General features: G+C 69.4%; 16 protein-coding genes and 1 pseudogene. 9 read left to right on the forward strand and 8 right to left on the reverse strand.

What is annotated here, in order from left to right; translation table 11 throughout:
- Window positions 1–148: 148 nt before the first annotated feature.
- Genes FGL91_RS06890 through FGL91_RS06900 form a run of 3 tightly spaced genes read right to left on the reverse strand, consistent with a single transcriptional unit; the run spans window position 149 to window position 3095 of the window.
- Entirely contained in the window at window positions 149–928 is a 780-nt protein-coding gene (locus tag FGL91_RS06890) for a heme ABC transporter ATP-binding protein (protein ID WP_416202657.1), read from the reverse strand.
- The gene (locus tag FGL91_RS06895) at window positions 919–1992 is read right to left on the reverse strand and encodes a FecCD family ABC transporter permease (RefSeq protein ID WP_047522226.1); all 1074 of its coding nucleotides are present in this window, start codon (window positions 1990–1992) and stop codon (window positions 919–921) included. The genes FGL91_RS06890 and FGL91_RS06895 overlap by 10 nt, the downstream gene beginning before the upstream one ends.
- Window positions 1989–3095 carry a heme/hemin ABC transporter substrate-binding protein gene (locus FGL91_RS06900; RefSeq protein WP_153243444.1) on the reverse strand — a complete coding sequence of 369 codons (1107 nt, stop codon included), beginning with the start codon at window positions 3093–3095 and terminating at the stop codon, window positions 1989–1991. The genes FGL91_RS06895 and FGL91_RS06900 overlap by 4 nt, the downstream gene beginning before the upstream one ends.
- A 162-nt stretch (window positions 3096–3257) precedes the next feature.
- Between FGL91_RS06900 and FGL91_RS06905 the strand changes: the two genes are divergently transcribed.
- Together FGL91_RS06905 and FGL91_RS06910 are read left to right on the forward strand one after the other, a co-directional pair.
- Window positions 3258–7160 carry an HtaA domain-containing protein gene (locus FGL91_RS06905; RefSeq protein WP_153243445.1) on the forward strand — a complete coding sequence of 1301 codons (3903 nt, stop codon included), beginning with the start codon at window positions 3258–3260 and terminating at the stop codon, window positions 7158–7160.
- 215 nt (window positions 7161–7375) lie between these two features.
- Window positions 7376–7687: a hypothetical protein gene (locus FGL91_RS06910; RefSeq protein ID WP_047522953.1), complete on the forward strand. Its 312-nt coding sequence runs from the start codon at window positions 7376–7378 to the stop codon at window positions 7685–7687.
- Between the two features lie 2 nt (window positions 7688–7689).
- Here FGL91_RS06910 and FGL91_RS06915 read toward each other — a convergent pair whose 3' ends face one another.
- Complete coding sequence (locus FGL91_RS06915; RefSeq protein WP_134352828.1) at window positions 7690–8295, reverse strand: zinc-binding alcohol dehydrogenase; 606 nt, start codon at window positions 8293–8295, stop codon at window positions 7690–7692.
- Between the two features lie 86 nt (window positions 8296–8381).
- Here FGL91_RS06915 and purM point away from each other — a divergent pair, with 86 nt between their 5' ends.
- The 3 genes from purM to FGL91_RS06930 are packed head-to-tail and all read left to right on the forward strand — an operon-like array spanning window position 8382 to window position 12286.
- Window positions 8382–9497, forward strand: coding sequence for a phosphoribosylformylglycinamidine cyclo-ligase (purM, locus tag FGL91_RS06920; RefSeq protein WP_153243446.1), 1116 nt, complete (start codon window positions 8382–8384; stop codon window positions 9495–9497).
- Between the two features lie 6 nt (window positions 9498–9503).
- The gene (gene purF / locus FGL91_RS06925; protein WP_047522956.1) at window positions 9504–10976 is read left to right on the forward strand and encodes an amidophosphoribosyltransferase; all 1473 of its coding nucleotides are present in this window, start codon (window positions 9504–9506) and stop codon (window positions 10974–10976) included.
- Entirely contained in the window at window positions 10973–12286 is a 1314-nt protein-coding gene (locus FGL91_RS06930) for a CynX/NimT family MFS transporter (protein ID WP_153243447.1), read from the forward strand. Before purF ends, FGL91_RS06930 begins: the two co-directional genes overlap by 4 nt.
- A 219-nt stretch (window positions 12287–12505) precedes the next feature.
- Here the strand turns inward: FGL91_RS06930 and FGL91_RS06935 are convergent, their stop codons facing one another.
- On the reverse strand, window positions 12506–13540 hold the full coding sequence (locus FGL91_RS06935) for a LacI family DNA-binding transcriptional regulator (RefSeq protein WP_047522958.1): 1035 nt from the start codon (window positions 13538–13540) through the stop codon (window positions 12506–12508).
- Window positions 13541–13634: 94 nt separating this feature from the next.
- Here FGL91_RS06935 and FGL91_RS06940 point away from each other — a divergent pair, with 94 nt between their 5' ends.
- The 4 genes and pseudogenes from FGL91_RS06940 (at window position 13635) to FGL91_RS06950 (ending at window position 21323) form a co-directional block, all read left to right on the forward strand.
- Window positions 13635–15461 carry a glycoside hydrolase family 35 protein gene (locus FGL91_RS06940; RefSeq protein WP_153243448.1) on the forward strand — a complete coding sequence of 609 codons (1827 nt, stop codon included), beginning with the start codon at window positions 13635–13637 and terminating at the stop codon, window positions 15459–15461.
- A 392-nt stretch (window positions 15462–15853) separates the two neighbouring features.
- Window positions 15854–18895: pseudogene (locus FGL91_RS06945) on the forward strand (endo-alpha-N-acetylgalactosaminidase family protein); the annotation flags it as partial.
- Between the two features lie 137 nt (window positions 18896–19032).
- On the forward strand, window positions 19033–20880 hold the full coding sequence (locus tag FGL91_RS19250) for a discoidin domain-containing protein (protein ID WP_265491516.1): 1848 nt from the start codon (window positions 19033–19035) through the stop codon (window positions 20878–20880).
- Between the two features lie 170 nt (window positions 20881–21050).
- Complete coding sequence (locus tag FGL91_RS06950; protein ID WP_323131588.1) at window positions 21051–21323, forward strand: type II toxin-antitoxin system VapC family toxin; 273 nt, start codon at window positions 21051–21053, stop codon at window positions 21321–21323.
- Between the two features lie 6 nt (window positions 21324–21329).
- On the opposite strand, the gene FGL91_RS06955 is transcribed toward FGL91_RS06950, so the two are convergent.
- The 3 genes from FGL91_RS06955 to FGL91_RS06965 form a co-directional block, all read right to left on the reverse strand.
- Window positions 21330–22250, reverse strand: a complete 921-nt coding sequence (locus FGL91_RS06955) for a carbohydrate ABC transporter permease (protein WP_153243449.1) — start codon at window positions 22248–22250, stop codon at window positions 21330–21332.
- Window positions 22247–23224: a carbohydrate ABC transporter permease gene (locus FGL91_RS06960; protein ID WP_131492091.1), complete on the reverse strand. Its 978-nt coding sequence runs from the start codon at window positions 23222–23224 to the stop codon at window positions 22247–22249. Before FGL91_RS06960 ends, FGL91_RS06955 begins: the two co-directional genes overlap by 4 nt.
- 90 nt (window positions 23225–23314) lie before the next feature.
- Window positions 23315–24628 (reverse strand): ABC transporter substrate-binding protein, encoded by a 1314-nt coding sequence (locus tag FGL91_RS06965; RefSeq protein ID WP_153243450.1) that lies wholly within the window; start codon window positions 24626–24628, stop codon window positions 23315–23317.
- Window positions 24629–24667 lie beyond the last annotated feature (39 nt).

Genomic DNA, 24667 nt, shown 5'->3' on the forward strand with positions numbered 1-24667 from the left:
TCCCGTGGGCGATCCTCCAGCGTAGCGTCGGCGACCCCAGGAGTCGGCTCAGGCGCGATCGTGGAGCGAGATCCGGTACCCGTCGGGGCCGGCGAAGGTGAGAGTCCGCCCGAAGGGACTGCCGATCCGGCCCTAGCCGCGCCGCGGATCAGCGCCGCGCGACGACCAGCGGAACCCCGGTCGCGGGGTGGGGGAACACATCGACGGCCTGGCCGTAGACCTGCTCGATCCGCTCGGCGCTCAGCACCTCGGACGCCGTGCCGGTCGCGGCGACCCGCCCGTCGGCGAGGAGCGTCACGCGGTCGGCGTGCGCGAGCGCGGCATTGAGATCGTGCAGCACGATGGCCACCGCGATCCCGGCGTCCGCACGCGTCCGGATCAGCCGCATGACGTCTTCGTGGTGCTTCAGGTCGAGCGCCGCGGTCGGCTCGTCGAGCAACAGGATGCCGGTGCTCTGGGCGATCACGCGGGCGAGGGCGACCCGGGCGCGCTCACCTCCCGACAGCGACGGCACCGCGCGCGCACGGAGTGCCGTCACCTCGGTCTGCGCCATCGCGGAGGACACCAGATCGTCGTCTTCCTCGGCCGCGGACGTGCGCGCCCAGGGGGTCCGGCCCATCCGCACGACCTGCTCTGCGCTGAAGGGGAACGTGACGGTGTTCTCCTGCAGGAGCACGGCACGCTGCCGGGCGAGCATGCGCGGTGTGACCCGGTCGAGGGGGCGGCCATCGAGCTCGACCGTGCCCGCGTGCGCGGCGACATCTCCGGCGAGGACTCCGAACAGCGTGGACTTGCCCGCACCGTTCGGTCCGACGAGGGCGTGGATCTCTCCGCTGTGGATGTCGATGGACGCATCGTCGAGGATCGTCCGCCCTTCGCCGACGCGCACCGTGAGCCCCGCCCCGCGGAGCCGGACGGTCACGCCCATCCTCCCGAGCGACGGCGCGTGCGCACGAGCAGCCACAGGAAGAACGGCCCGCCCACGAGCGAGGTGATCATGCCGATGGGGAGATCTGCGAGCGGCACCGCGGTGCGGGCGACCAGGTCGGCGACCGCGATGAGCAGCGCGCCGCCGAGTGCCGAGGCGACCACGAGCGGGAGGTGGGCGGGGCCGATCATCATGCGCATCAGGTGCGGCACCACGAGCCCGGCGAAGCCGATGATCCCGGCGAACGCGACCGCCGCGCACACCAGCAGCGCGACGGTCACGATGACCACCACCCGCAGCAGCTCGACGTTCACGCCGAGGTGTCGTGCGGTGCGCTCGCCGAGGGCGAAGAGGTCCAGGCCGGGCGCCACGATCAGGGCGACGACCACGCCGATCAGGACGAGCGGCGCCACGAGCTGGATGTTCGACCACAGCGCGCCGTTCAGCGAGCCGAGCTGCCAGAACACGATCTGCTCGCGGGTCGATGTCGTGCCGAGGAACGTGAAGAACGCCATGCCCGCGCCGGCGATCGCATTGATCGCGATACCGGTGAGCAGGAGGGTCACGACCTCGGTGCGTCCGCCGGACCGGCTGATGAAGTACACCGAGAACACCGCGACCAGGCCCCCGAGGAACGCGAAGGCGGGCGTCGTCCACATCCCGAACGTCGCCAGCCCGAAGGTGATGCTCGCGGCTGCACCGAGAGCCGCGCCCGAGGAGACCCCGACCACGCCGGCGTCCGCGAGCGGGTTGCCGAAGATCGCCTGCATGAGCACACCCGAGACGGCGAGGGCGGCACCGACCAGCAGGCCGAGCACGATGCGCGGCATCCGCAGGGTGAAGATCACGCCGTAGTCGGTGGATGCCGCCGGAGCCCACGCCGAGTCGATCCCGATGCCGCGCAGCAGCACCCCGACCAGCGAGGTGGGGGACAGGTCGTACTGCCCGCTCGTGATCGACACGATGCACGTGATCGCGAGCGCGACGACCAGGCCGACCGTCACCAGCGTGAAGCGCAGGCCCCGATGCCTGGTCGGAGTCGGGGTGACGACCTCGCCGGTCACTTCGCGGGCTCGGGCGCGTACAGGGCGCGGGCCAGGGCGCCGATCACGTCGGCGGTGCGCGGACCGAAGCTGAGGATCTCGCTGTCGGCCATGTCGATCACGCGACGGTGTGCTCCGGCGGGTGTCTGAGCCACGGCGGGGATCCGCTCGATCAGCCCGTCGATGCCACCGACGGATTCGAGCCCGTCGGTCATCATCACCAGCACGTCGGGCTGCGCGGCGACGAGGGCTTCGGCCGTCAGGGGCTTCATGCCCTCCCATCCGATCTCGGCGGCGACGTCGACTCCGCCGACCGCGTCGATCAGCGAGTCGGCCCCGGAGTCCTCGCCGAAGATGTAGTACACGTTCGCGCTGCCGCGGACGTAGAGGAAGAGCATGCGGGCGCGATCCGCTTCGTCGGCGGGCACCACCTCGGAGATCTCGGCCAGCGTCTCATCGACCGCGGCATCGAGCCGCGCGATGAGCGCCTCGCCCCGGCTCGGGACCCCGAGGGCTGTCGCGATCTCGGTGACCAGCTCGTCGGTGGTGTCGAGCCGCCGGTCGCTGGAGATGACCACGACCGCGATGCCCGCGTCGCGCAGCTGCTGGCGCACCTCCTTCGGGCCGATCGTCGTGTCGGTGAGGATGACGGTCGGGGACAGTTCGAGGATCGCCTCGGCATTGAGCGTGTGGCCGGTCTTCGTGACGACCGGGAGGTCTTCCGTGCCCACGAAGTCGGTCGACGCGTCGCGCCCGACGACCTGATCGCCGAGACCGAGAGCGAACACGGTCGACGCGATCGTGCCCGAGATGTCGATCGGCAGGATGCGGTCGACGTCGGTGATCTCGACATCCCGGCCTTCGCCGTCGGTCACCGTCACCGGTAGGTCCGGCGCGGTGTCATCATCGACGGCGTCGATCGCGTGGCTGGAGAGGCACGCGGTGGAGGGGCCTTCATGTCCGCGCACGTCGTCGATCAGGCCGAGGGACGCGAGGGGCGTGGATGCCTGCGGGCACGTGTCCTCCACGGCGAGAGGGGGTGCGGCGGTGGCTCCCGGCTCGGCGCACGCGGTGAGCCCGGCGGCGAGGGCGGCGACGAAGAAGACGGCGATGACGCGGCGCATTAGGCAAGGCTATCCTAAAACTTGACGAGCCTCGATCGGCACCTCTACGCTCAGGATCAGTGCTTACTTAGCTAAGCCTAACCAAAACCCATCCGTCGCCCGACCGCATTGCGGCACCGTCGGCACACGTGATCTTCTGCGTGCCCGGAGCCGTGGAGAATCGTGAACGCCATAGCCACCGCATCCTCAGGGAGCACTCGCCTACGCGTGCTGCTCGCCGCTTTCGTCTCCTTCCTTCTCGTCGCGGCCGGTGCGGTGATCGTCCCGCCCGCGCACGCCGACGGCGCCACGGTCACGGCGTCGGTCTCTTCCGCCGATACGTCGGGGGTGCGCGTGCAGGTGCAGGCCGACGGGCTGCCCGATGTCGCGGGCGCCTACGCGGCCCTGATCGTCACCGGCACGGAAGGTGGGCTCAGCGGTGGGGGCGGATACGCCGCGTTCGTGATGCCCGTCGTCGCCGGAGGGGCGAGCACGTTCACGCTCGAGGCACCGGCAGGCTCGCTCGATCGGACGAAGTCCTACGAGGTGCTCGTGTGGCAGAAGCACTCGAACCCGGACGCGACGACGATCTACGGACGCGGTGAGGTCGCGATCTCCGCGGGGCAGTGGGATGCCGTGTTCGGCCCCGTGCCCACCGACCCGGGCACGGATCCGGGGACGGATCCTGGTACCGATCCCGGTACCGATCCGGGGACTGACCCGGGAACGGATCCGGGAACGGATCCGGGGACTGATCCCGGTACCGATCCGGGGACTGACCCTGGTACGGATCCGGGGACCGACCCTGGTACGGACCCGGGGACCGACCCCGGTACGGACCCGGGCACGACCCCGCCGACCGACGCGTCGCTCGAGGTGTTCCTTGCCGACGGCACCACTCCGGCGGGGAATGCCGCCTTCGAGGCCGGCGACAAGATCGTCGTGAAGGGCTCGGGCTACGACCCGGCGGCCAACGTCGGCGGGCGCGGCGTGCCGATCCCCAAGGACCTTCCGCAGGGCACCTACGTCGTGTTCGGCAACTTCGCCTCGACATGGCAGCCGTCCACCGGTGCCGCGTCCTCGACACGCTCCGTGGGGGCGCAGGTCTGGGCGCTCTCCGAGGACGTGCTGAACCAGGTGCCGTCCCCGTATCACGGTGCGATCCGCGCGCAGTGGGTCGACATCGCGGACGACGGCACGTTCCAGGCGACCCTGACGCTGAAGGACGCGTCCGCGACTCCGGGCTCGTACGGCGTCTACACCTACGCGGCCGGAGGCGTGGTCAACGTCGATCAGGAGCGCAGCGTCGCACTGAACTACGCCGAGACCGCCACTCTCACCGCCACGGTGAAGAGCGCGAGCGCGAAGGATGGGCTCGCGGTCGAGGCGAAGGCATCGAAGCTCGGCGCCATCACGGGTGCCTACGTCGCGCTGATCGAGGCGGGAACCGAGGCGGAGGTCACCACCGGCGGCGGATTCCTCGCGATGCAGTACGTGCGCGGCATCTCCGGCGGCGTGTTCACCGTCGACCTCACAGCCGCTGCCTCCACGCTCGACCGCACGAAGTCCTACGAGGTGATCGTCTGGAAGCAGCACACGATGCCGAACGCCGACACCCTGCACGCCCGCGACGCGGTCACGATCAGCGACGCCGAGTGGGATGCGCTCACCGCCCCGACGTTCACCCCGTCGCTCGAGGTCTTCCTTGCCGACGGCACCACGCCGGCCGGGAGTGCCGCCCTCGCGGCCGGCGACAAGATCGTCGTGAAGGGCTCGGGCTACGACCCGGCGGCCAACGTCGGCGGCCGTGGCGTGCCGATCCCGAAGGATCTTCCGCAGGGCACCTACGTGGTCTTCGGCAACTTCGCCGCGGACTGGAAGCCGTCGGAGGGCGCTTCCTCCGCGAACCGCTCGGTCGCGGCGCAGGTGTGGGCGCTCGCCGAGGGCGTACTGAACCAGGTCCCGTCGCAGTACCAGGGTGCGATCCGTGCGCAGTGGGTCGACATCGCCGACGACGGCACTTTCGAGGCGACGCTGACGCTGAAGGATGCCGCCGCCACCCCCGGCTCCTACGGCGTCTTCACCTACGGCGCGGGTGGGGTCACCAATGCCGCGCAGGAACTCAGCGTGGCACTGAACTACGGCGACGCGGCGACTCTCGAGACCTCGGTGACCTCGGCGACCGCGAAGGACGGGCTGACGGTCAGGGCCGCGGCCACGAACCTCGGCGACATCCCCGGCGCGTACGCCGCTCTGATCGAGACCGGCACGGAGGCGGATGTCACGGCCTCCGGAGGATTCCTCGCGATGACGTACGTGAGGGAGATCACGTACGGGGCGTTCGCGGTCGACCTCACGACGGCAGCGAAGAACCTCGATCGCACGAAGTCGTACGAGGTGATCGTGTGGAAGCAGCACTCCATGCCCACGGCCGACACGATCTACGCACGTTCGACGGTGGAGATCACCCCCGCGCAGTGGGATGCCCTGTTCGCGACGGTCGTCCCCCCGAAGCCCACGAAGCCGACGACCCCGCCGGCGAGCGTCCCCGGTGGGTCGCTCCGCTGGGCCATCTCGTCGTCGTTCGTGAACTACGTCACGGGTGACATCGCGCAGGGATCGATCACGGTCTCCGACGGGGCGACCCGATCGGGTGGTCAGTTCCAGTTCGGACAGTCGGTCGGCGGCGACTACGACCGTGCGACCGGTCTGGGGGGCGTCGTCTACCGCGGATCGGTGCGGTTCACCGGTCACCACGGTGTGCTCGACGTGACGGTTTCGAACCCGCAGATCCGCATCACTTCGGCGGGGGCGGCGACTCTCTCCGTGACGAGCGGCGGTGCGCAGGTGCCGTTCGCGACCCTCGACCTCTCCCGTGCCGCACGCACCACGGTCGACGGCGCCGTGACGTACACCGCGGCCCCCGCCGCACTGACGGCCGCCGGACGGGACAGGGTCCTGGCCGGGTACTCGACCACGCTCAACCCGGTCACGTTCACGATCGGCTCGGTGGCCGCTGCTCCGTCCGGGACGACGGGCACCGTGGCTGCGGCTGCCGTGAAGGCCAAGACGACCCTGCCCGCTGCCCCACCGGCATCGGACGGCATCGACGTCGACGCGGAGAACCTCGCCGCCCTCGAATCCGGGCAGCCGGCGACCATCTCGGCCTCCGGCTTCCAGCCGAACGAAGAGGGCATCAAGGTCGTCGTCTACTCGAGCCCCGTGCTGCTCGACACCGTGACCGCCGACTCCGCGGGTGTCGCGACCTGGTCGGGGTCGGTGCCCGCGGGCCTGGAGGACGGTGCCCACACCCTGACCCTCCAGGGATCGGTCGACCGCGGTCTGACGTTCACGCTGACCCGCGCCACGACCGTGCTCGGATCCTGCACGGTGGAGGGCGCCACGCTCAAGTGGGGCTACAAGGAATCGTTCCGCACATACATCGAGGGCATCGCGAAGGGTGGCTGGACGCTGACCGACGTGGCCTACCAGTACCCGGACTTCGTGTGGCAGAACGGCACCGGATCGTTCGACGACGAGGCACTGACCGGCCTCGTGTCCTTCGGGGGGAGCATCACGTTCACGGGACACGACGGCGCACTGAACACGACCCTCGCGAATGCCGGCATCGAGCTCGCCGGGGACAAGGGTTACCTCGTCTTCGACGTGACCGGCACCACGCAGGGCGGCGAGAGCATCGACCAGCAGGGCGTCCGCCTTGCGGAGTTCGCCCGCGGTGACGCGACGACCGTCAACGGTGTGCTGACCCTCGATGCGATCCCGACGACGCTCACCGAGGCGGGGGCTGCCGCGTTCGGCACCTACGCAGCGGGCGAGGCGCTGGATCCGGTGACCGCGGTCATCCCGGTGAACGCCGACTGCGGTGTCACGCCGGAGGAGGAGGTCGACTCCGAGGCCGCGGCGTCCGTCACGACGGTGACCGAGCCCGCGACCTCCGAAGGCGCACCCGTGTGGCCGTGGATCGTCGGCGGCCTGGTCGTCGTGGTGCTCGCCGCGACCGGCGGTGTGCTGATCGCCCGCCGCAACCGTAAGGACGAGACCGCCGAGACGACGACCGAGGTCTGATCCCCTCCCGAAGACAGGACGGCCCTCCCCGCGGCGCACGCGGGGAGGGCCGCCCTCCGTCTCCTGTCGCTTACGGATGTCGGAGGATCGCACGGATGCAGGAGGGAATCGCTCGGCCGGCTCCTGCATCCGTGCAATCGTCCGACCGATGCGCACCCGAGACCGAGGGCCGAACCCCGGTTCCCGGCATCCGTAGACGGTGGGACAATGGAGTCATGGCCCCCACCGATTCCCACCAGACCGTCGAAGCGACCGTGCGCCGCGTGCCGCGGTACGGCGTGTTCATGGGCATCGGCGTCGTGGTCGGCATCATCGCCGCCGGCATCCTCACCTGGGCGGGCAGCTTCGAGCCTTCGCAGGCGCTCGACGTCGTCTATCCCCCCGGACAGGTCTTCGGCTTCCTCCTGCTGTGGACGGTGCCGATCGGCATCGCGCTGGGCGGAGTCGTCGCCCTCATCCTGGAGCGGGTTGCCCGCCGACACGACCGTGTCGTGCGGGTCGACCACGAGACCGTCGTCGACGACTGAGGCTACGCCAGCTCGGCGATCACCGGACGGATGGCGGCGTCGAACGCCACGACGTCGCGCCGCAGGCCGTCGGTCACCGCGACGGTGAGCGCTCCGATCCACCAGATGCCGCGCTGCGAGAACGGCAGCACCTGCACATTGAGCTCGAACGAGTGCGCCCGACGCCCGACCTCGCGCTCGAACTCCGCGATCGCGCTCGCATAGGCGCGGTAGGCATCGCCGCCGGTGTGGCTCTTCATCGAGCTCACATATCGGTCGTGCGCGGCGCGCGCGTAGCGGAGTGCGGACTCCGCCTGCGGAGCGATCGCGGCGGTCAGCTCTTCGGCGCCCGAGGCCGGCAGCGCGACCAGGGTGTCGAACCCGTCGATGAGCTCGAGCGGCACCTCGGAGGGGTGCGCGCGCGGCTCGACCGTCATGTCCCAGTACTCGCGCCATTGCGCCTCGACCGCGGGGGAGGCGTCGACCGCATCCGGCGCGCGGACGGCGAGCTCGCGGAGCGTCGGGAGGCCCTCCGGCTCGCGGATCCCGAGGCTCTGCCGCAATGCGAGCGCGACGAGCACCGGAACGCTCGCGTCTTCGCGGATGAGCCACTGCGGCTTGTCGGCCATGGCCCCATCGTAGGCGGGTCGAGGGCCCGGATCCGAGAGTGATCCTGGCGGAGAGTCGAACCCCTCGCGGGCGGTAGGCTGGAAGCGTGGCTGCCTCCCCCACCAATCCCTATTCCGAAGCCGGCGTCGACACCGCTGCAGGTGATCTCGCCGTCGAGCTGATGAAGTCGTCCGTGCGCGCGACGCACGGCCCCGAAGTTCTCGGCGGTGTCGGCGGATTCGCCGGACTGTTCGATGCCAGCGCGCTGCGCGATTTCCGTCGCCCCCTGCTCGCGACCAGTACCGACGGCGTCGGCACGAAGGTCGCGATCGCGCAGGCGATCGACAAGCACGACACGATCGGCCAGGACCTGGTCGGGATGGTCGTCGATGACATCGTCGTGGTGGGGGCGAAGCCGCTCTTCATGACCGACTACATCGCGTGCGGCAAGGTCGTCCCGGAGCGTATCGCCGACATCGTCCGGGGCATCGCCGAGGCGTGCTCGGCCACCGGCACGGCACTCGTCGGCGGCGAGACCGCGGAGCACCCCGGGCTTCTCGGGCCCCGCGACTACGACGTGGCGGGTGCGGCGACCGGTGTGGTCGAGGCCGATGCGATCCTCGGGGCCGAGCTCGTGCACGACGGCGATGCGGTGATCGCGGTCGCCTCCAGCGGACTGCACTCCAACGGCTACTCCCTCGTGCGCCACATCGTGACCCGCGCGGGGATCGGGTACGGCGACAACGCCGCCGACTTCGGCACCACCTGGGGCGAGGCGCTCCTCGAGCCGACCCGCCTCTACACGCTTCCCCTTCTGCGTCTGATCGAGCAGCTGGGCGGCGGAGTCCACTCTCTCAGCCACGTCACCGGCGGCGGCATCGCGGCGAACCTCGCCCGTGTGCTCCCGCAGGGCAGCTGGGTGGAGGTCGACCGCAGCAGCTGGTCGCCGAGCCCCGTCTTCCGCGTGCTCAGTGACATCGCCGGATCCACGCTGGAGTCGGCAGAGGGAACCTGGAACCTCGGCATCGGCTTCCTCGCCGTGGTCGCCGCGGAGAAGAAGGATGCCGCGATCGCGGCGCTGAACGCCGAGGGCATGCCCTCATGGCAGGTTGGGACCGTGGGCTTCGGGCCGCGTCCGGCCGGTGAATTCGAACAGGGCGCCAAGGGCGTCGACGGTGGAGCGGTGCGCCTGGTCGGCGCCTACGCGGACGGAGCGAAGTAAGAGCCCATGTGCGGCATCGTCGGAATGGTGGGCTCTGCCCCGGTCAATCAGGACATCTACGACGCACTCCTGCTGCTGCAGCACCGCGGCCAGGATGCGACGGGCATCGCCACCGCCGAGGCGAACGGCGTGATGCACAACGCCAAGGCGCAGGGCATGGTCCGTGAGGCGTTCCGCACCCGAGACATGCGCGCGCTGCTCGGCAACGTGGGCCTCGGCCACGTGCGCTACGCGACCAAGGGCACGGCTTCGAACGAAGAGGAGATGCAGCCGTTCTACGTGAACGCGCCGTACGGCATCATCCTCATCCACAACGGCAACCTCACCAACACCCGCGAGCTCACGGCCGACATGGCCAAGCGCGACCGCCGCCACCTGAACTCGTCCAGCGACACCGAGCTGCTGCTCAACGTGCTCGCGGGCGAACTGCAGAACACGACCTCGGCCGTCGACCTCGATCCCGAGCGCGTCTTCGAGGCCGTCGCCCGCACGCACGAGCGGATCGAGGGCGCGTACGCCGTGATCGCCGTGATCGCCGGCTACGGTCTGCTCGCCTTCCGCGATCCGTTCGGCATCCGCCCGCTGATCCTCGGTCGTCGCCCCTCGACGGTCCCCGGCGCCGAGGGCAAGGATGAGTGGGTCGTCGCGAGCGAGTCGCTCGTGCTCGAGAACGGCGACTACGACGTCGTCCGTGAGGTCGAGCCCGGTGAGGCGGTCTTCATCACCAATGACGGGGAGTTGTTCTCGAAGCAGTGCGCCCCGGCCGCGACGCTCGCGCCGTGCGCCTTCGAGTACGTCTACCTCGCGCGCCCCGACTCGGTCATGAACGGCATCTCGGTGTACGAGTCGCGTCTGCGCATGGGCGACCGTCTGGCCGACACCATCGCCAAGCACGTGCCGATGGACAAGATCGACGTGGTCATGCCGATCCCCGACTCCTCTCGTCCCGCCGCCATGGAGGTCGCCCGCAAGCTCGGCATCGAGTACCGCGAGGGCTTCTACAAGAACCGCTATGTCGGCCGGACCTTCATCATGCCCGGGCAGGCGGTGCGCAAGAAGAGCGTGCGTCAGAAGCTCAACGCCATGTCCACCGAGTTCCAGGGCAAGAACGTGCTGCTGATCGACGACTCGATCGTGCGCGGGACCACGTCCAAGGAGATCATCCAGATGGCGCGGGATGCCGGTGCCGCCTCGGTCACCTTCGCCTCCGCGGCGCCTCCCGTGCGGCACCCGCACGTGTACGGCATCAACATGCCCTCACGCCACGAGCTCATCGCCCACGGGCGGACGATCCCCGAGATCGCCGAGGAACTCGGTTGCGATCACCTCGTGTACCAGGAGGTCGACGACCTCAAGGCGGCGATCATCGAAGGGTCGGCCCTCACGGATCTCGACCTGAGCTGCTTCGACGGCCGGTACGTGACCGGCACGGTCTCCGACGAATACCTGGCCTGGGTGGAGGGGTCGCAGACCTCATGACGATGCCGGGCGCTCGACCGCTGTGGCAGGGTCGGGCTCTCGCACTCGTGGGGATCGTCCTGGTGGCGTTCTCGCTGCGCTCGGCGGTCGCCTCCCTGTCTCCGGTGATCGACCATGTCGCCGAGGACTTTCCCGTCTCGCCGGTGATCATCGGGCTGATCGGTGCCGCCCCTCCGGTCTGCTTCGCCATCTTCGGGCTGCTCACGCCGTTGTTCGAGCGGCGCTTCGGCCTCGAGCGGATGGCGGTCGCCGCGATCACTCTGATGGCTCTGGGGCTCCTGCTGCGCGGTCTCGCCATCGACTCCACCACCTTGCTCGCGGCGACCGCGGTGGTGTTCGCGGGGGTCGGTTCGGGCAACGTGCTGCTTCCCCCGCTGGTGAAGAAGTACTTCCCCGACCGCCTCGGGATCATGATGACGATCTACTCGACCACGATGGCGGTGTCGACCTTCCTGCCGCCGCTCGTCGCGGTTCCGGTCGCCGATTCGCTCGGGTGGCGGGTGTCGCTCGGCATGTGGGGCATCGTCGCCGGAATCGCGCTGGTGCCCTGGGTCGCGCTGCTGCTGGGGAATCGGGCTCGCGCGGACGAGCCGATGAAGACGGAGCTCCTCGTCCCCGATCCCACGGACGGCGTCAACGACGTGCAGGATGCGGTGGCCGTCGCGACCGGTCCGATCTCGACCACTCCGGCGAACCGCAGGCACTTCGCCCGCCTGTGGCGACTGCCGCTCGCCTGGGCACTCGCGCTCGTGTTCGGGGCCTCCTCCACCATGGCGTACGTCTCGTTCGCGTGGATGCCGACCATGCTCGTCGACATCGGCGGTGTCAGCCCGGCGACAGCGGGCTTCCTGTTGTCGCTGTTCGCACTGATCGGTCTGCCCTGTTCACTGCTGGTGCCGATCCTGGTGGTCCGGTTCCAGGCGACACGTCCCCTCTTCTTCGTGGCCGTCGCCGGAGGACTGGTCGGGCTCGCCGGCCTCCTGCTCGTCCCGACCGTGGCCCTGCCGCTGTGGGTGAGCATCTTCGGTCTCACGGCCATCATGTTCCCGCTGAGCCTGGTCCTGCTCAGCATCCGTGCCCGTACGCCGGAGAGCGCCGTCGCGTTGAGCGGGTTCGTGCAGAGCATCGGCTACGCGATCGCCGCGGTGTTCCCGCTGCTGATCGGGTTGCTCCACGAGACGACCGATGGCTGGCAGATCCCGCTCCTCGTCATCGCGGGTGTGCTCGTCGTCGTGATCCCCGCGGGCGTCGTCGCAGGGCGTCGCCGCACTGTCGAGGACGAGTGGGAGCGCCGGCACCGCCGCTGGTGAGCGTACGGAGCGGGCTGCGGCGCGGAGGTGCGGTGGCTGCGGTGGATGCTGGCACACGTTTCGAAGGAGATCTCACGAAACGAAGGAGGCTTTGCTCAGTGCGCTCCTTCTTTCCGTGAGATCTCCTTCAGGTTGTGCGGGCCTGGAACAGGCTGCGGCCCTGGAAATGCGCGCCTAGCTCGCCTAGCTCGCCTCGTGCGCCTCGCGCGCCTCGTGCGCCTAGCGCGCCGAGCGGGGCGGGGCCGTCGACGAGCGCACGATGAGCTGCGGCTCGGTGGAGGGCATCTCGCCGACCGCCTCATGTCCCTCGATCTGTGCGATGACCCGGAGAGCGGCCGCACGGCCCATCGCCTCGAAGGGCTGGCGGACGGTCGTAAGCGCGGGGGAGGCGTACGCGGCGAGAGCGATGTCGTCCACGCTGACCACCGAGACGTCCTCCGGCACACTGCGACCGGCCTCGTGCAGGGCGCGGATCAGACCGAACGCCATCTCGTCACTGCTGACGAAGACCGCGGTAGCCTCCGGGATGGCCGCGATCGTGCGCCCGGCGCGGTAGCCGGATTCGGGTGTCCAGTCGGCGGGGATCAACGGCGGCGGCACGATGCCCCGATCGCGGAGCGTCTGCTCCCAGGCCTCGCTGCGCTGCTGTGTCTCGGTCCAGTAGTCGTCGCCCGAGACGTGCCACACGGTCTCGTGCCCGAGGTCGAGGAGGTGCTCGACGGCGAGGCGGGCGATGGCGCGCTGGTCGACCGCGAGGGGGGCGTCCTCGTCCAGGGAGGTGCGTTCGCTGCGGGTCGCGGGCGTGCGCTCGGTGCGTGTCCGCATTGCCGGACTCTCGAGTTCGACCGGGACACCGAGGATGATGCCTTCTGCGCCTTGACGCTCCAGTCGGTCGAAGGCCTCCAGGAACGCTTCGGCCGAGGCATGGTCCGCGACGGCCGCCGTCGACACGGTGTATCCGTTGGCCGCGGCCGCCTGCTGGATGCCGACACCGAGCGCCGCCGACGAGTACCGGTCCGTCGAGACCACGATCACGCCCAACACGCGGGTGCGACCGGAGGCGAGCGAGGCGGCGGCGGCGTGCACGCGGTAGCCGAGCTCCTCGACTGCCGCCAGGACACGGCGGGCGGTATCGGGGCGCACGTTGTCCTGCCCGGACATGACGCGGGAGACGGTCTGCGTGGAGACTCCGGCGAGCTGGGCGACATCGACCTGGCTCGGGGCGCGGTCGTCTCTCGGGCGGCGAGGGGACATGTGCTCAATGGTAGCGATCAATCGGCGTAAATCCAGGAGGCGGCGAGTCGGGCGATGCGATAATGTGAACGCAAACACTCGTGCTTGGAGCGCTATGCCTGACCTTCTCGCCTCGGCTCTCGACGGCTCTTCCGTTGCCGTCGACGCCTCGGCCACCGCGACGCCGATCGGCGCGCCCACCCTGTCCTGGCGCGACGGGGAGATCCTCCGCGACGGTGTCGCGCACCGCATCCTCGCGGGCTCGATCCACTACTTCCGGGTGCACCCCGACCTGTGGGAGGACCGTCTCCGCCGACTCGCGGCGATGGGCGCGAACACGGTCGACACCTATGTCGCGTGGAACTTCCACGAGCGCGTCGAGGGCGACGTCCGCTTCGACGGATGGCGTGACATCGAGCGCTTCATCCGCCTGGCCGGAGAAGTGGGTCTGGATGTCTTCCTCCGCCCCAGTCCCTACATCTGCGCCGAGTGGTCCAACGGCGGCATCCCGTCCTGGTTGTCCGGGCGCGTTGCGGCGCTGCGCACCAGCGATGACGGCTTCCTCGCCGCGGTGGACGCCTGGTACGACCGGTTGATCCCCCGGCTCGTTCCGCTCCAGGCCTCGCACGGCGGGCCGATCGTCGCGATCCAGATCGAGAACGAGTACGGGTCGTTCGGCAGTGACGCCGACTACCTCGCACACCTGCGGGACGGGCTCCGCCGCCGCGGGATGGTCGAGATGCTCACCACCGCCGACGGCATCACGGGCGACATGATCGAGCACGGCAGTGTCGCCGGGGCCCTGGCGACCTTCACGTTCGGCACCGGGGTCGCGAGGGCCGTGGAACTGCGCCGCGAGGGTGATGCGCTCATGTGCAGCGAGCTGTGGGGTGGCTGGTTCGACCACTGGGGGGAGCGGCACCACGTGCGGTCCGCCGCGAGCGCCGGGGGCACGATCGAGGAGCTGCTGACCGCCGGCGGATCGGTGAGCCTGTACATGGCGCACGGTGGCACCAACTTCGGCCTCTGGAACGGGGCCAACCACGACCAGGTCCTGCAGCCGACCGTCACCAGCTACGACTCGGACGCACCGATCGGCGAAGACGGAACGCTCACCGAGAAGTTCCACGCGCTCCGTGCGCTGTTCGCGCCGTTCCATGCGGGTGAGCTCCCCCCGGTTCCCGGTGCGCCGCGGCGGCAGGGCGCGGCGACCACGCCGCTCGAGCCGCGCGCATCCCTGCTCGGGCTGATCGCTTCGCTCCCCGTGGCCGGTGACGTCTCGCCGCGACCGCGTACGTTCGAGGAGCTCGGTGCGGAAGACGGCCTCGTCGCGTATGAGGCGGACGTGTCCTTCCCCGCCGACGCGACGCTCACGGTCGACGGGCTGCACGACCGTGCCGTGGTGTTCCTCGACGAGCGGCGCCTCGGCGTGCTGGAGCGCGACGGCGAGACCTCTCTCGCTCTGCCCGCTGACGGCGGGATGGGACGACTCACGATCCTCGTCGAGAGCCTCGGACGGATCAACTACGGGCCGTACACGGGCGAGGGCAAGGGCATCATGCGCGGCGTGATGATCGGCCGTCGGCTCGTGAACGGCTGGACGCATCGCGTGGTTCCCCAGGAGGTACCGGCTCTCCCCACCGCCGCGACCGACGCGACCGACGCAACGGATGGTGTGGCCATCGCCTCCCTCGATGTCGCCGAGCCGCTCGATGCCTGGCTCGCCTTCCCCGGCGGTGCCAAGGGGATGGTCTGGCTGAACGGCTTCCTCCTCGGCAGGTACTGGAAGGTCGGTCCGCAGGAGACGCTCTACGCGCCGGCGCCGCTGTGGAAGGCCGGCCGCAACGAGATCGTCGTGCTCGACACCGATGTCCTCGGGGTGACCGTCGAGATCCGTGAAGAACCGTCGTTCGGGGAGACCGAGGAGTTCATCGGCTCCTGATCCGGACGCCACGAGAGCCGTCCTGCACCGAGGGTGTGGGGCGGCTCTTCTCGTCTGTTCTTCTCATCTGTGCACGGCACTTCTCGCAAATGTTTGCGCTTCTGCTCGCTTGATGCTTGATATTAAGGCATCCACGCGTCTAGTGTGATAGCGCAAACATCGATGAGGGTCGTCGATGATCATCTGCGGCGCACCGGGGCGTCTGTGCTCCCGGCCGCCGCTCGACCGAGAGGCAAGACGTGTCGAAACCTTCCCGACCGCCCCGCGCTACCGTCGCCCTCAGCTCGCTGCTGGCGACGGCACTCGCCTTCGGCGGTGTGCTCACCCAGGCGCCGGCCGCGCAGGCCGCCGAGCTGATCCCGGTCCCGAAAGCCGACTACCGACTGCACGCGGTGTCGAGTGAATCGGACCCGTACCCGGCGCCGCCCTCGCTCGACGGCACCGCTCTCGGCGCCTTCGACGGCGATTTCGCGACGCAGTGGACCTCGCGCTACACCGCGAACGCGCCGTTCCCGCACTGGATCGTCGTCGACCTGCAGCGCTCGCTCTCGGTGAAGGCCCTCGACTACTCGGTCAAGCGGGGCCAGGCCGTGGCTGCGAAGACGGTCGAGGTCTACGTGACGGACGATCCCGATGTCGCCCGCAACTCGCCGGCCGACGGCGGATGGGGTGCGGCCTCGGGCACGGCGGTGCTGCATGCTCCGACCGCGAACGACGAGAAGCAGCGCATCACGCTGGACGCTGCCAAGGACGGCCGCTACGTGGCGCTGCTCGTGATCGACGCGCAGGGAACCACCGGCGGCGGGGCCGGCGAGATCGAGGTGCTCTCCGACGAGGAGCTGCCCCCGATCGTCACCGAGCCGGAGGAGCCGGACACGGATGAGACCGTCGAGATCGCCGCCGGCGGCACCACGGCGGTCGTCTCGACCGAGTTCCCTCGCATCACGCAGTATCGCGTGGGGAGTGAGAGCATCGCCGGCCAGCGCACCTCGGCCAAGACCTGGTCGGTGAACGGCACGACCTACGCGTCGGAGACCACGTCGACGCCGTCCGCCACCGGGATCGACTATGTGTCGACACTGACGGGCATCGACGTCACCGTGCGCAGCAGCATCCGCGTCGCGGAGGACGGAACCGTCGGCTTCGAGGTCACCGCGGTCGAGGGGACGGCAGCCGTGACCACTCTGGGGCTTCCGGACAACGCCTTCCTCTCGGCGACCGCCGCGGATGCCGGGTCGGTGCTCGATCGCACGGTGATCAGCCCCGACAGCACCAAGAACGCCGACGAGCACATCGCGGTGAGCGCTTCGACGGCGACCGGCCAGAAGGGGGCGGCCTTCGCCTTCCTCGGCAACGGCGCGCTCATCGGCAGCGTGATCACCAACGCGACGACCCAGGCCTCCGGCGGCACGGCGTCGTGGAACACGCGCCTGACCACACGCATCACCGAGGCGGCGGGACGCACGGCCGAGATCGGTTCCAGCGCGTGGTTGATCCACCCGACCACGGCGGTGGACAGCCGGGTGACCACCTACGCCCTTCCGAAGGTCTCCGTCCTCCTCGCGGCGGACCGCAACGGCGACGCGAAGGTCGACTGGCAGGACGGCGCGATCCGCTACCGCGAGGTCGACACCCCTCGTCTCGGCGCCGATCGGGTCGCCGAGCGCGTGGTCAGTCGCATCCCCTTCAACTTCGCCTCCAGTGCGACGAACTACTTCGACCTGGTCCTCGACAACACCAAGCGCATCGCTAACCAGACCGACGGTCTCGGCCAGTGGGTGCTCAACAAGGGCTACGGCAGTGAAGGCCACGACTCGGCGAACACCGACTACGGCGGAAACTACAACGAGCGGGCGGGCGGCCTCTCCGACCTGAACACCCTCGTCGACGAGGGCGCGAAGCTCAACGCCGACATGAGCGTGCACGTCAACGCCACCGAGATCTATCCGCAGGCGAACGCCTTCGACTCCGCGATCCTCGACGGCGCCGCCCCGTACAAGCCGGGCTGGAACTGGCTCGACCAGTCGTACTACATCAACCAGCAGACCGACCTCGGCACCGGACGGGTGCTCGACCGCTTCCAGCAGCTGCGGGACGAGGTCCCCGGTCTCAGCGGCGTCTACATCGACGTGTACTACTCGAACGGGAGGGTCGCCGAAGAGCTCGCAGACGAGCTCAACAGCATGGACCTCGAGGTCGCCACCGAGTGGGGTGACAAGTTCGTCGACAGCACGGTCTGGTCGCACTGGCCGAACGACCTCAGCTACGGCGGGGTGACCAACAAGGGCATCAACTCCACGATGGTGCGCTTCATCCAGAACGGACAGGCCGACGTCTGGAACGACGATGCGCTCCTCGGGCAGCAGCGACTCGTCGACGCCGAGGGCTGGGTCGGAAACCGCAACTGGGACGGCTTCGTCGACAACATCTGGACCCAGAGCCTGCCGACCAAGTTCCTCCAGCACTTCGACCTGCTCACGTATGAGGCGGGTGCCGAGGCGACGCTGACCGACGACGTCGCGGTGCGCATCGACGGCAGCGCCAGGGTCATCACGATGGACGGCGCCACGGTGCTGCGCGGTGACTCCTACCTGCTGCCCTGGCAGTCGCTGTCCTCCAACGAGGAGGCAGGTTCCCCGGTCGACGCCGACAAGATGTACTTCTATTCGGCGTCGGGAGGCGAGGAGACGTTCGGGCTCACCGAGGCGTTCCGCGGCAACACCGCCTTCGACGTGTTCGAGCTGGGAGACCAGGGGCGCGTCAAGGTCGGCACCGCGAATGCGGCAGGCGGCGAGCTCACGCTCAGCGGAGACGAGGGCACGGCCTACGTCGTGGTGCCGCAGGGTGGTGCCCAGCGCGCGGCGGTCGAGTACCACGACGCCGGTCTCGACGACCCGGGGTTCAACTCCGGTTCGCTCGACGTCTGGAATCCCCAGGGCGATGTGTCGATCGAGCGCACCGACCTCGGCAGCGCGAAGAACGAGTCCCGGGGTGACAACGTCGCCGTGTTCGGTGCGGCCGCCTCGTCGATCTCGCAGACCGTGACCGGGCTCACCCCCGGGCAGCGATACGCGTTCTCGGCGCAGGTGCAGATCGATCCGACCGCGACCCGCGACGTGAGCGTCTCGGTCGACACCGGTTCCGGTGCCGTGACCCGCACCTGGAACCTCTCACCGACGTACAACTACATGCGCGCCGACTCCAAGGCGGGTCAGTACTACCAGCGCGGGTCGACGTCGTTCCTGGCCCCGGCGTCCGGTGAGGTCACCGTGTCCGTCGGTGCCGTCGCGGGTGACGCGAAGGTCCGGATCGACAACGCCCGGGTCTCGCGCGACACGACCGCACCGTTCGCGGCCGGCACGGTGTACTCGAACGACTTCGAGGGCAACGAGGCCGGGTGGGGCCCGTTCGTGAAGGGCAACGCCAATGGGATCGACGACCCGCGCACGAGCATCTCGCGCCGACACGATCCGTACACGAGCAGCGAGTGGCGCAGCACCGCCAAGCCGTTCGACGCGGGCGCGCTCGCGGGGCTCGCGGTGGATACGACGCTGAGCGCGACCACTCGCTCATGTCGCACTCCGAGAACAGCGGGGTCGTCTATCGCACCGATCCGACACTCGTTCCGCTGCAGGCGGGGCACTCGTACCGGATCGGATTCGACTACCAGGTCGGCGCGAGCGGCGCATACCGCTGGCTCACCGGCACGGATGCGGTGGCGGGCGGCACGGTCACCTCGACCACGCTCAGCCGCACCGGGATCACGCAGGCGTTGGAGACGGCGGAGTTCTCGCAGGATGTGATCGTCGGATGCGGCGACTACACCTGGGTCGGACTCGAACGCGTCGGGGGACCGGACGTGGACTTCGTGCTGGACGACTTCACGGTCACAGACCTCGGCCCGACGACCGGCGGCACCCCGTGTGCGACGGTGTCTGCGGAGGCGGGCGTCCTGAGCCCCGGCGCGCAGACCGCGTTCACGACCACCTTCACCAACAGCGAGTCCCTCGCCGTCGAGAACATCGGCGTGCAGCTCGAGGTGCCGGAGGGGTACGCGGTCGAGGTCGCCGACGACTCGTCGAACCTGTTCGAGAAGGTCGAGCCCGGGGACAGCGTGGACACCACGTGGCTGGTCACCGCGCCGGCGGAGGCCGCGGGCACGACGGTCGGCATCGGGATCGCGGCGACGTATCTCGCGGACTGCGATGTGCGCACGGTCGTGACGACGCAGGAGGTGTCGGTGTCCTCACGGGCTCGCATCCCCAACGCGCAGATCTCCGTGACGGCGAGCTCCGAGGAGACATCCGGGGAGAACGGTGCGGCCGTGAACATGCTCGACGGGAATGCGGGCACGTTCTGGCACAGTCGGTGGAGTTCGGCGGCGACGTCGTACCCGCACGTGCTGACCTTCGACCTGGGCGCCGCCGAGCAGGTGGACGGCATCTCGTACCTGCGCCGCGGCGCCAACCAGAACGGTCCGATCAAGGGCTACGAGGTCGCGGTGTCGACCGACGGGCAGACGTACACGCCCGTCGTCTCGGGCGAGTGGCAGAACGTCGCCGAGTGGCAGGACGTGGACTTCGCGGAGACCACAGGGCGCTACATCCGCGTGACCGCCACGTCGTCCATCTCGGGCACGCAGTTCGCGGCCGTCGCGGAGATGGCCGTGTACGGTTCGTCGACCCCGCAGAGCGGTCATGCTCCCGCGACGCGGCCGGACGACGATCTGAGCGGCTGCAACCCGGTGATCGACCCGAAGCTCGGTCTTGACGCCGACTCGGTGCGGGCGGGAGAGACGGTGGGCATCGCGCTCACGGGCTTCGCTCCGGAGTCCACCGTGTCGGTCTGGCTCGACGACGCCCGGCTGAGCGGTGCCACGGTCGATGCGCAGGGCGCGCTGACGACGCGACTGCTGATCCCGACGAACGCCTCTGTGGGCACGCACCGGGTGATCGTGCAGGATGCGGCCGGCGCGGAGCTCGCCAGCGCTCCGTTGAAGGTCAAGAAGGCGAAGCCGGGGAAGAAGGCGACCATCACCGCAGCCATCGGATCGGTCGTCGCCGGCGCCAGCCTGACCGTGCAGTTGAGCGGATTCGATCCCGACGCGCTGGTGCAGCTGTGGCTGCATTCCGAGCCGGTCCGCATCGGTGAGGTGACGATCTCGGCCGACGGTGATGCCGTCGCCACCGTCACGATCCCCGCGGCGACGCCGGCCGGCGCGCACGCGCTCGTTGCGACCGATGCGCAGGGCGTCGAGCTGGCGCGGGGTGACCTCGCGGTGACCGCGGCGGCCGGGAGTGGCGGTGACCTCGCCTCCACCGGTGCGGAGGGGGCGATCTGGGCGGGCGCGGCGTTCGCGGGCCTCGCGGCGATCGGCCTGGGTCTGGCCCTGTGGCTGCGGAGACGCCGCCACAGCTGACCGACCCGCACACACACGACCGGCCCGGAGGATTCCCCTCCGGGCCGGTCGTCTGTGTGCACGAAGAAGCGTCCTGCACGACGGCGGACGATATCGGGTTTACCGATTCCCCGGCCGCCGCCCTCTGGCGCCGCGCGGCGAGCGCACCCTGGGGATCAGGATGATCTGAGCTGGCGCTCATCGCGTCCCGCCCCACTGTGCCGGAACTCCTGGCCGCGCTCGAGGCTGCGGCCATCGACCTCGCGCGGCTCCGCGTCGAGCTGCACCCCACGCTGCCGCTCGTCCCGCACGTGCTGGCGCTGCGCCGGAACGTGACGGCCTATGACGCGGCCTCTGTCGCGCTCGCGAGCGTGTTCGGGTGCACGCTGCTCACGCATGACCGGAGGCTGGCGCGCGCAGCCTCCGGTCACTGCACCGTCGAGGTGCCTGTCACGTCCGACTGACCAAGATCAGCCCTTCACGGCGCCGGCGGCGAGCCCGGAACGCCAGTACTTCTGCAGGGCGAAGAACAGCAGCACGAGCGGGATGACACCGAGCAGGGCGCCGAGCATGACGGCTCCCTTGTCGGGGGCGAAGTAGCTCACCATGCCGTACAGGCCGAGCGTCACGGGCTTCAGATCTTGGCTGGAGATCATCATCAGTGGCAGCAGGAAGTTGTTCCACGTGGCCACGAAGATGAACAGGAAGATCGTCACCATCGCGGGCCCCAGCAGGCGCATCACGATCGTGAAGAAGATGCGGGCCTCTCCGGCGCCGTCGATGCGGGCCGCCTCCAGCAGTTCGGTCGGCACCGACGACTGCGCGTAGACCATCCCGAGGAAGACGCCGAACGGCGACACCGCCGAGGGGATGATGATCGCCCAGACGGTGTTGGTCAGGCCGAGTGCCTGGAACTCGATGTACAGCGGCACGGTCAGCAGCGCGACCGGCAGCAGGAGCCCGGCCATGATGACCCCGACGGCGAGGCGTTTGCCGGGGAACGCGAACTTCGCGATCGCGTAGCCGGCCATCACGGCGAACAGCGTGCCGATGACGCCGGCGCTCACGGAGTACAGCATCGAGTTGCCGACCCAGCGCCAGAACAGGCCCTGGGTCCAGTCCATCAGGCTGCTGTAGTTGGCGGCGAGGTTGCCGTCGGCGAACCAGAAGCCGAAGGTCGAGGTGAGGTCGGTGTTGTTCTTCGTCGACGCGACGACGAGCCAGTACACCGGGACGAGGAAGTACAGCGTCGCGACGACGAGGGCGGTGATGCCGAATGCGCGTGCGACGGGGGTGGGAGCGATCGACGGCGGTGGTGCATCCGCGTCGCGCGGCCGGCGGGGGCGTCGTCGTGATGACGTCGCGGTGGTGAGGAGGCGCGTGGTGGTCATGCGTCGCCCTTCCGGCGCTGGAGCAGCGCGTACACGATCGCGAGCACACCCGCGATCAGAGCCATGAGCAGGGAGTAGGCGGAGGCCGGACCGCTGCCGGACGGCGAGATCTCGCCCATCATCGTGTTGTAGGTGAGCATCATCGGTGTGAAGTCCTTGCCCATCCACGAGTTCGCGGCCTGCAGCACGACCGGCTCGTTGAACAGCTGGATGGTGCCGATGATCGACAGCAGGACGGCGAGGAGCGCGGCCCCGCGCACGAGCGGCACCTTGATGCGCATCGAGATCTGGAAGCCGGAGGCCCCGTCGAGGCGAGCCGCTTCGTAGAGGTCGCGCGGAACGGCCTGCAGCGCCGACAGGAAGATCAGCATGTTGTAGCCCGTGTAGGTCCAGGTCGTCATGTTCGCCATCGAGAACAGGATCGTGCCCGGGGCCATGAAGTCGGTGCCTTCCGGGAGGAAGGGCAGGAAGGGCGAGACCTCGGGTGTGTAGAGGTAGAGCCACATCATGGCGGCGATGATGCCGGGAACCGCGTAGGGGAGGAAGAACGAGAGCCGGAAGAGCGTGGGGCGGCGCACGATGAAGGAGTCCAGCAGCAGGGCGAGACCGAGTGCCAGCAGGATCATCACGGGGATCTGCAGGGCGGCGTAGAGGACCACACGCCCCATCCCCGTCCAGAAGGCGCCGTTGGTCGCCGCGGTGACGAAGTTCTCGAGGCCGACGAACGTGTCGACGAGTTCGCCGCCGCCGTAGAGGCCGCCTCCCGCCGGAACCTGCGCGAAGAACGACGATCGGATCGACACGATGATCGGCACCAGGAAGACCAGCACGAAGAGCACGGCGAACGGCGTCATGAACAGCCATCCCGTGAGACCCTCGCGTCGGGTCCCGAACCGCCGTCGGCGGGTGGGGTCCGCGGGGATGCGCGGCGCCGGTGCCGAAGTCGCGCCTCGTGTTTCGGTCACTGTGACCATGGTGTCGCCTCTCGACCTCAAGACGACGGCGGAGTGCACGATTGCGCGTGCACTCCGCCGTCGATCATCCGATGATGCCTTCTCGCCGACTCACTCCGCGACCGGGAGCCCGAGATCCTTCAGCGAGGCCACGGCGGTGTCCTGCGCAGTGGTGAAGATGTCGGCGACCGTCGCCGTGCCGGCGACCGCGGCGGCGGCGGTCTCGTTCATCTTCGACAGCGTCGAGAAGCCCGGGGCGTACGGGAAGTCGGGGTTCAGGTTCTCGGTCGCCGTGCCGAGCTCGGCGAGCACATCCTGACCGCCGAACTGACGGAGCATCTTCTCGGGGGTCTCCACGTCGCCCTTGGCGGCGACGACGAGACCCTGGGAGGCGAGGTCGTCGACCTGCGTGTTGAACCAGGCGTTGAACTCCATGGCCTCGGCGGGGTGCTCGCATCCCTTCATCACGGAGACGCCGGAGCCGCCGTCGGGGCCGCTCATCGCGCCGGCGCCGAAGTCGGGGAGCTGAGCCACACGCCACTGTCCTTCGGCCGGGGTGCCGTCGAGCGAGTCGAGGAGGAACCCGGCCTCCCATGCCGCTCCGACATGGCCGATGAGGCTGCCGTCGTTGAGCGCGGCGGTGAAGCCTTCGCCCCAGCGCTCGGTCGCGAGCGTCTGCTTGCTGTCGAGCAGTCCCTGCCAGAATGCGGCCACACGCTCGGAGCCGTCGCCCTCGGCGTCGACCTTCCACTCGTCGCCGGCGGTGGTGAACCAGGTGTCCCCGGCCGCGGCCGACTGGGCGGAGAGCCAGTTCTGCGCCTCGTCGGGCGTGAAGGCGGTGACGTACTTGCCGGCGGCCGACGCTGTGGCGGAGTCGGCGGTGAGATCGTCCAGCGTCTTCGGGGCGTCGAGGCCCAGCGCCGTGAACTCGGCCTCGTTGTAGAAGTACACGAGGGGGCCGGTGTCCTGCGGGAGGCCCACGATCGCGTCGCCGACCTTCATGCCGCTGAAGGCCCCGGCCGAGAAGTCGTCTTCGTACTTCTTGGCCTCGTCCGCGACGTCCTGCAGCAGTCCCTTGACGAACAGCTGCGGCACCTCGGAGTACCCGGTCTGCGCGAGGCAGGGACCGTTGCCGGCCTTCACGTCGGTCTCGAGCTTGAGGATCATGTCGCTCGACTTGCCGTCGAACTTCGTCGCCTTCACCTGGATGTCGGGGTGATCGGCGTTCCAACGCTCGACGATCTCCGAGGTGGGGGTCATCCCTTCGCCATCGGGGAGGCGGTGCAGGTACTCGATGGTGACGGGGTCACCGCCGGCGCTGCTGTCACCGGAATCGCCGGATGAGCACGCGGCGAGGCCGAAGGCCGACACCGCACCCACCGCGACGATCGCGGCGGTGCGGGTGAAGCGAGGGGCGATTGCCATGCTGTTCTCCTCTTCGAGGTCAGGTTCATGCGGACCGCC

The sequence above is a fragment of the Microbacterium sp. CBA3102 genome (assembly GCF_007954505.1).
In the GTDB taxonomy this organism is placed as follows: Bacteria; Actinomycetota; Actinomycetes; order Actinomycetales; family Microbacteriaceae; genus Microbacterium; species Microbacterium aurugineum.

Bases quoted from the DNA above. Each gene is read 5' to 3' on its own strand.
- FGL91_RS06955 (WP_153243449.1), bottom strand. From the start codon at position 22,250: ATGACCACCACGCGCCTCCTCACCACCGCGACGTCATCACGACGACGC.
- purF (WP_047522956.1), top strand. From the start codon at position 9,504: ATGTGCGGCATCGTCGGAATGGTGGGCTCTGCCCCGGTCAATCAGGAC.
- FGL91_RS06930 (WP_153243447.1), top strand. From the start codon at position 10,973: ATGACGATGCCGGGCGCTCGACCGCTGTGGCAGGGTCGGGCTCTCGCA.
- FGL91_RS06900 (WP_153243444.1), bottom strand. From the start codon at position 3,095: ATGCGCCGCGTCATCGCCGTCTTCTTCGTCGCCGCCCTCGCCGCCGGG.
- FGL91_RS19250 (WP_265491516.1), top strand. From the start codon at position 19,033: ATGTCGCACTCCGAGAACAGCGGGGTCGTCTATCGCACCGATCCGACA.
- FGL91_RS06965 (WP_153243450.1), bottom strand. From the start codon at position 24,628: ATGGCAATCGCCCCTCGCTTCACCCGCACCGCCGCGATCGTCGCGGTG.
- FGL91_RS06960 (WP_131492091.1), bottom strand. From the start codon at position 23,224: ATGGTCACAGTGACCGAAACACGAGGCGCGACTTCGGCACCGGCGCCG.
- FGL91_RS06910 (WP_047522953.1), top strand. From the start codon at position 7,376: ATGGCCCCCACCGATTCCCACCAGACCGTCGAAGCGACCGTGCGCCGC.
- FGL91_RS06890 (WP_416202657.1), bottom strand. From the start codon at position 928: ATGGGCGTGACCGTCCGGCTCCGCGGGGCGGGGCTCACGGTGCGCGTC.
- FGL91_RS06935 (WP_047522958.1), bottom strand. From the start codon at position 13,540: ATGTCCCCTCGCCGCCCGAGAGACGACCGCGCCCCGAGCCAGGTCGAT.
- FGL91_RS06915 (WP_134352828.1), bottom strand. From the start codon at position 8,295: ATGGCCGACAAGCCGCAGTGGCTCATCCGCGAAGACGCGAGCGTTCCG.
- FGL91_RS06940 (WP_153243448.1), top strand. From the start codon at position 13,635: ATGCCTGACCTTCTCGCCTCGGCTCTCGACGGCTCTTCCGTTGCCGTC.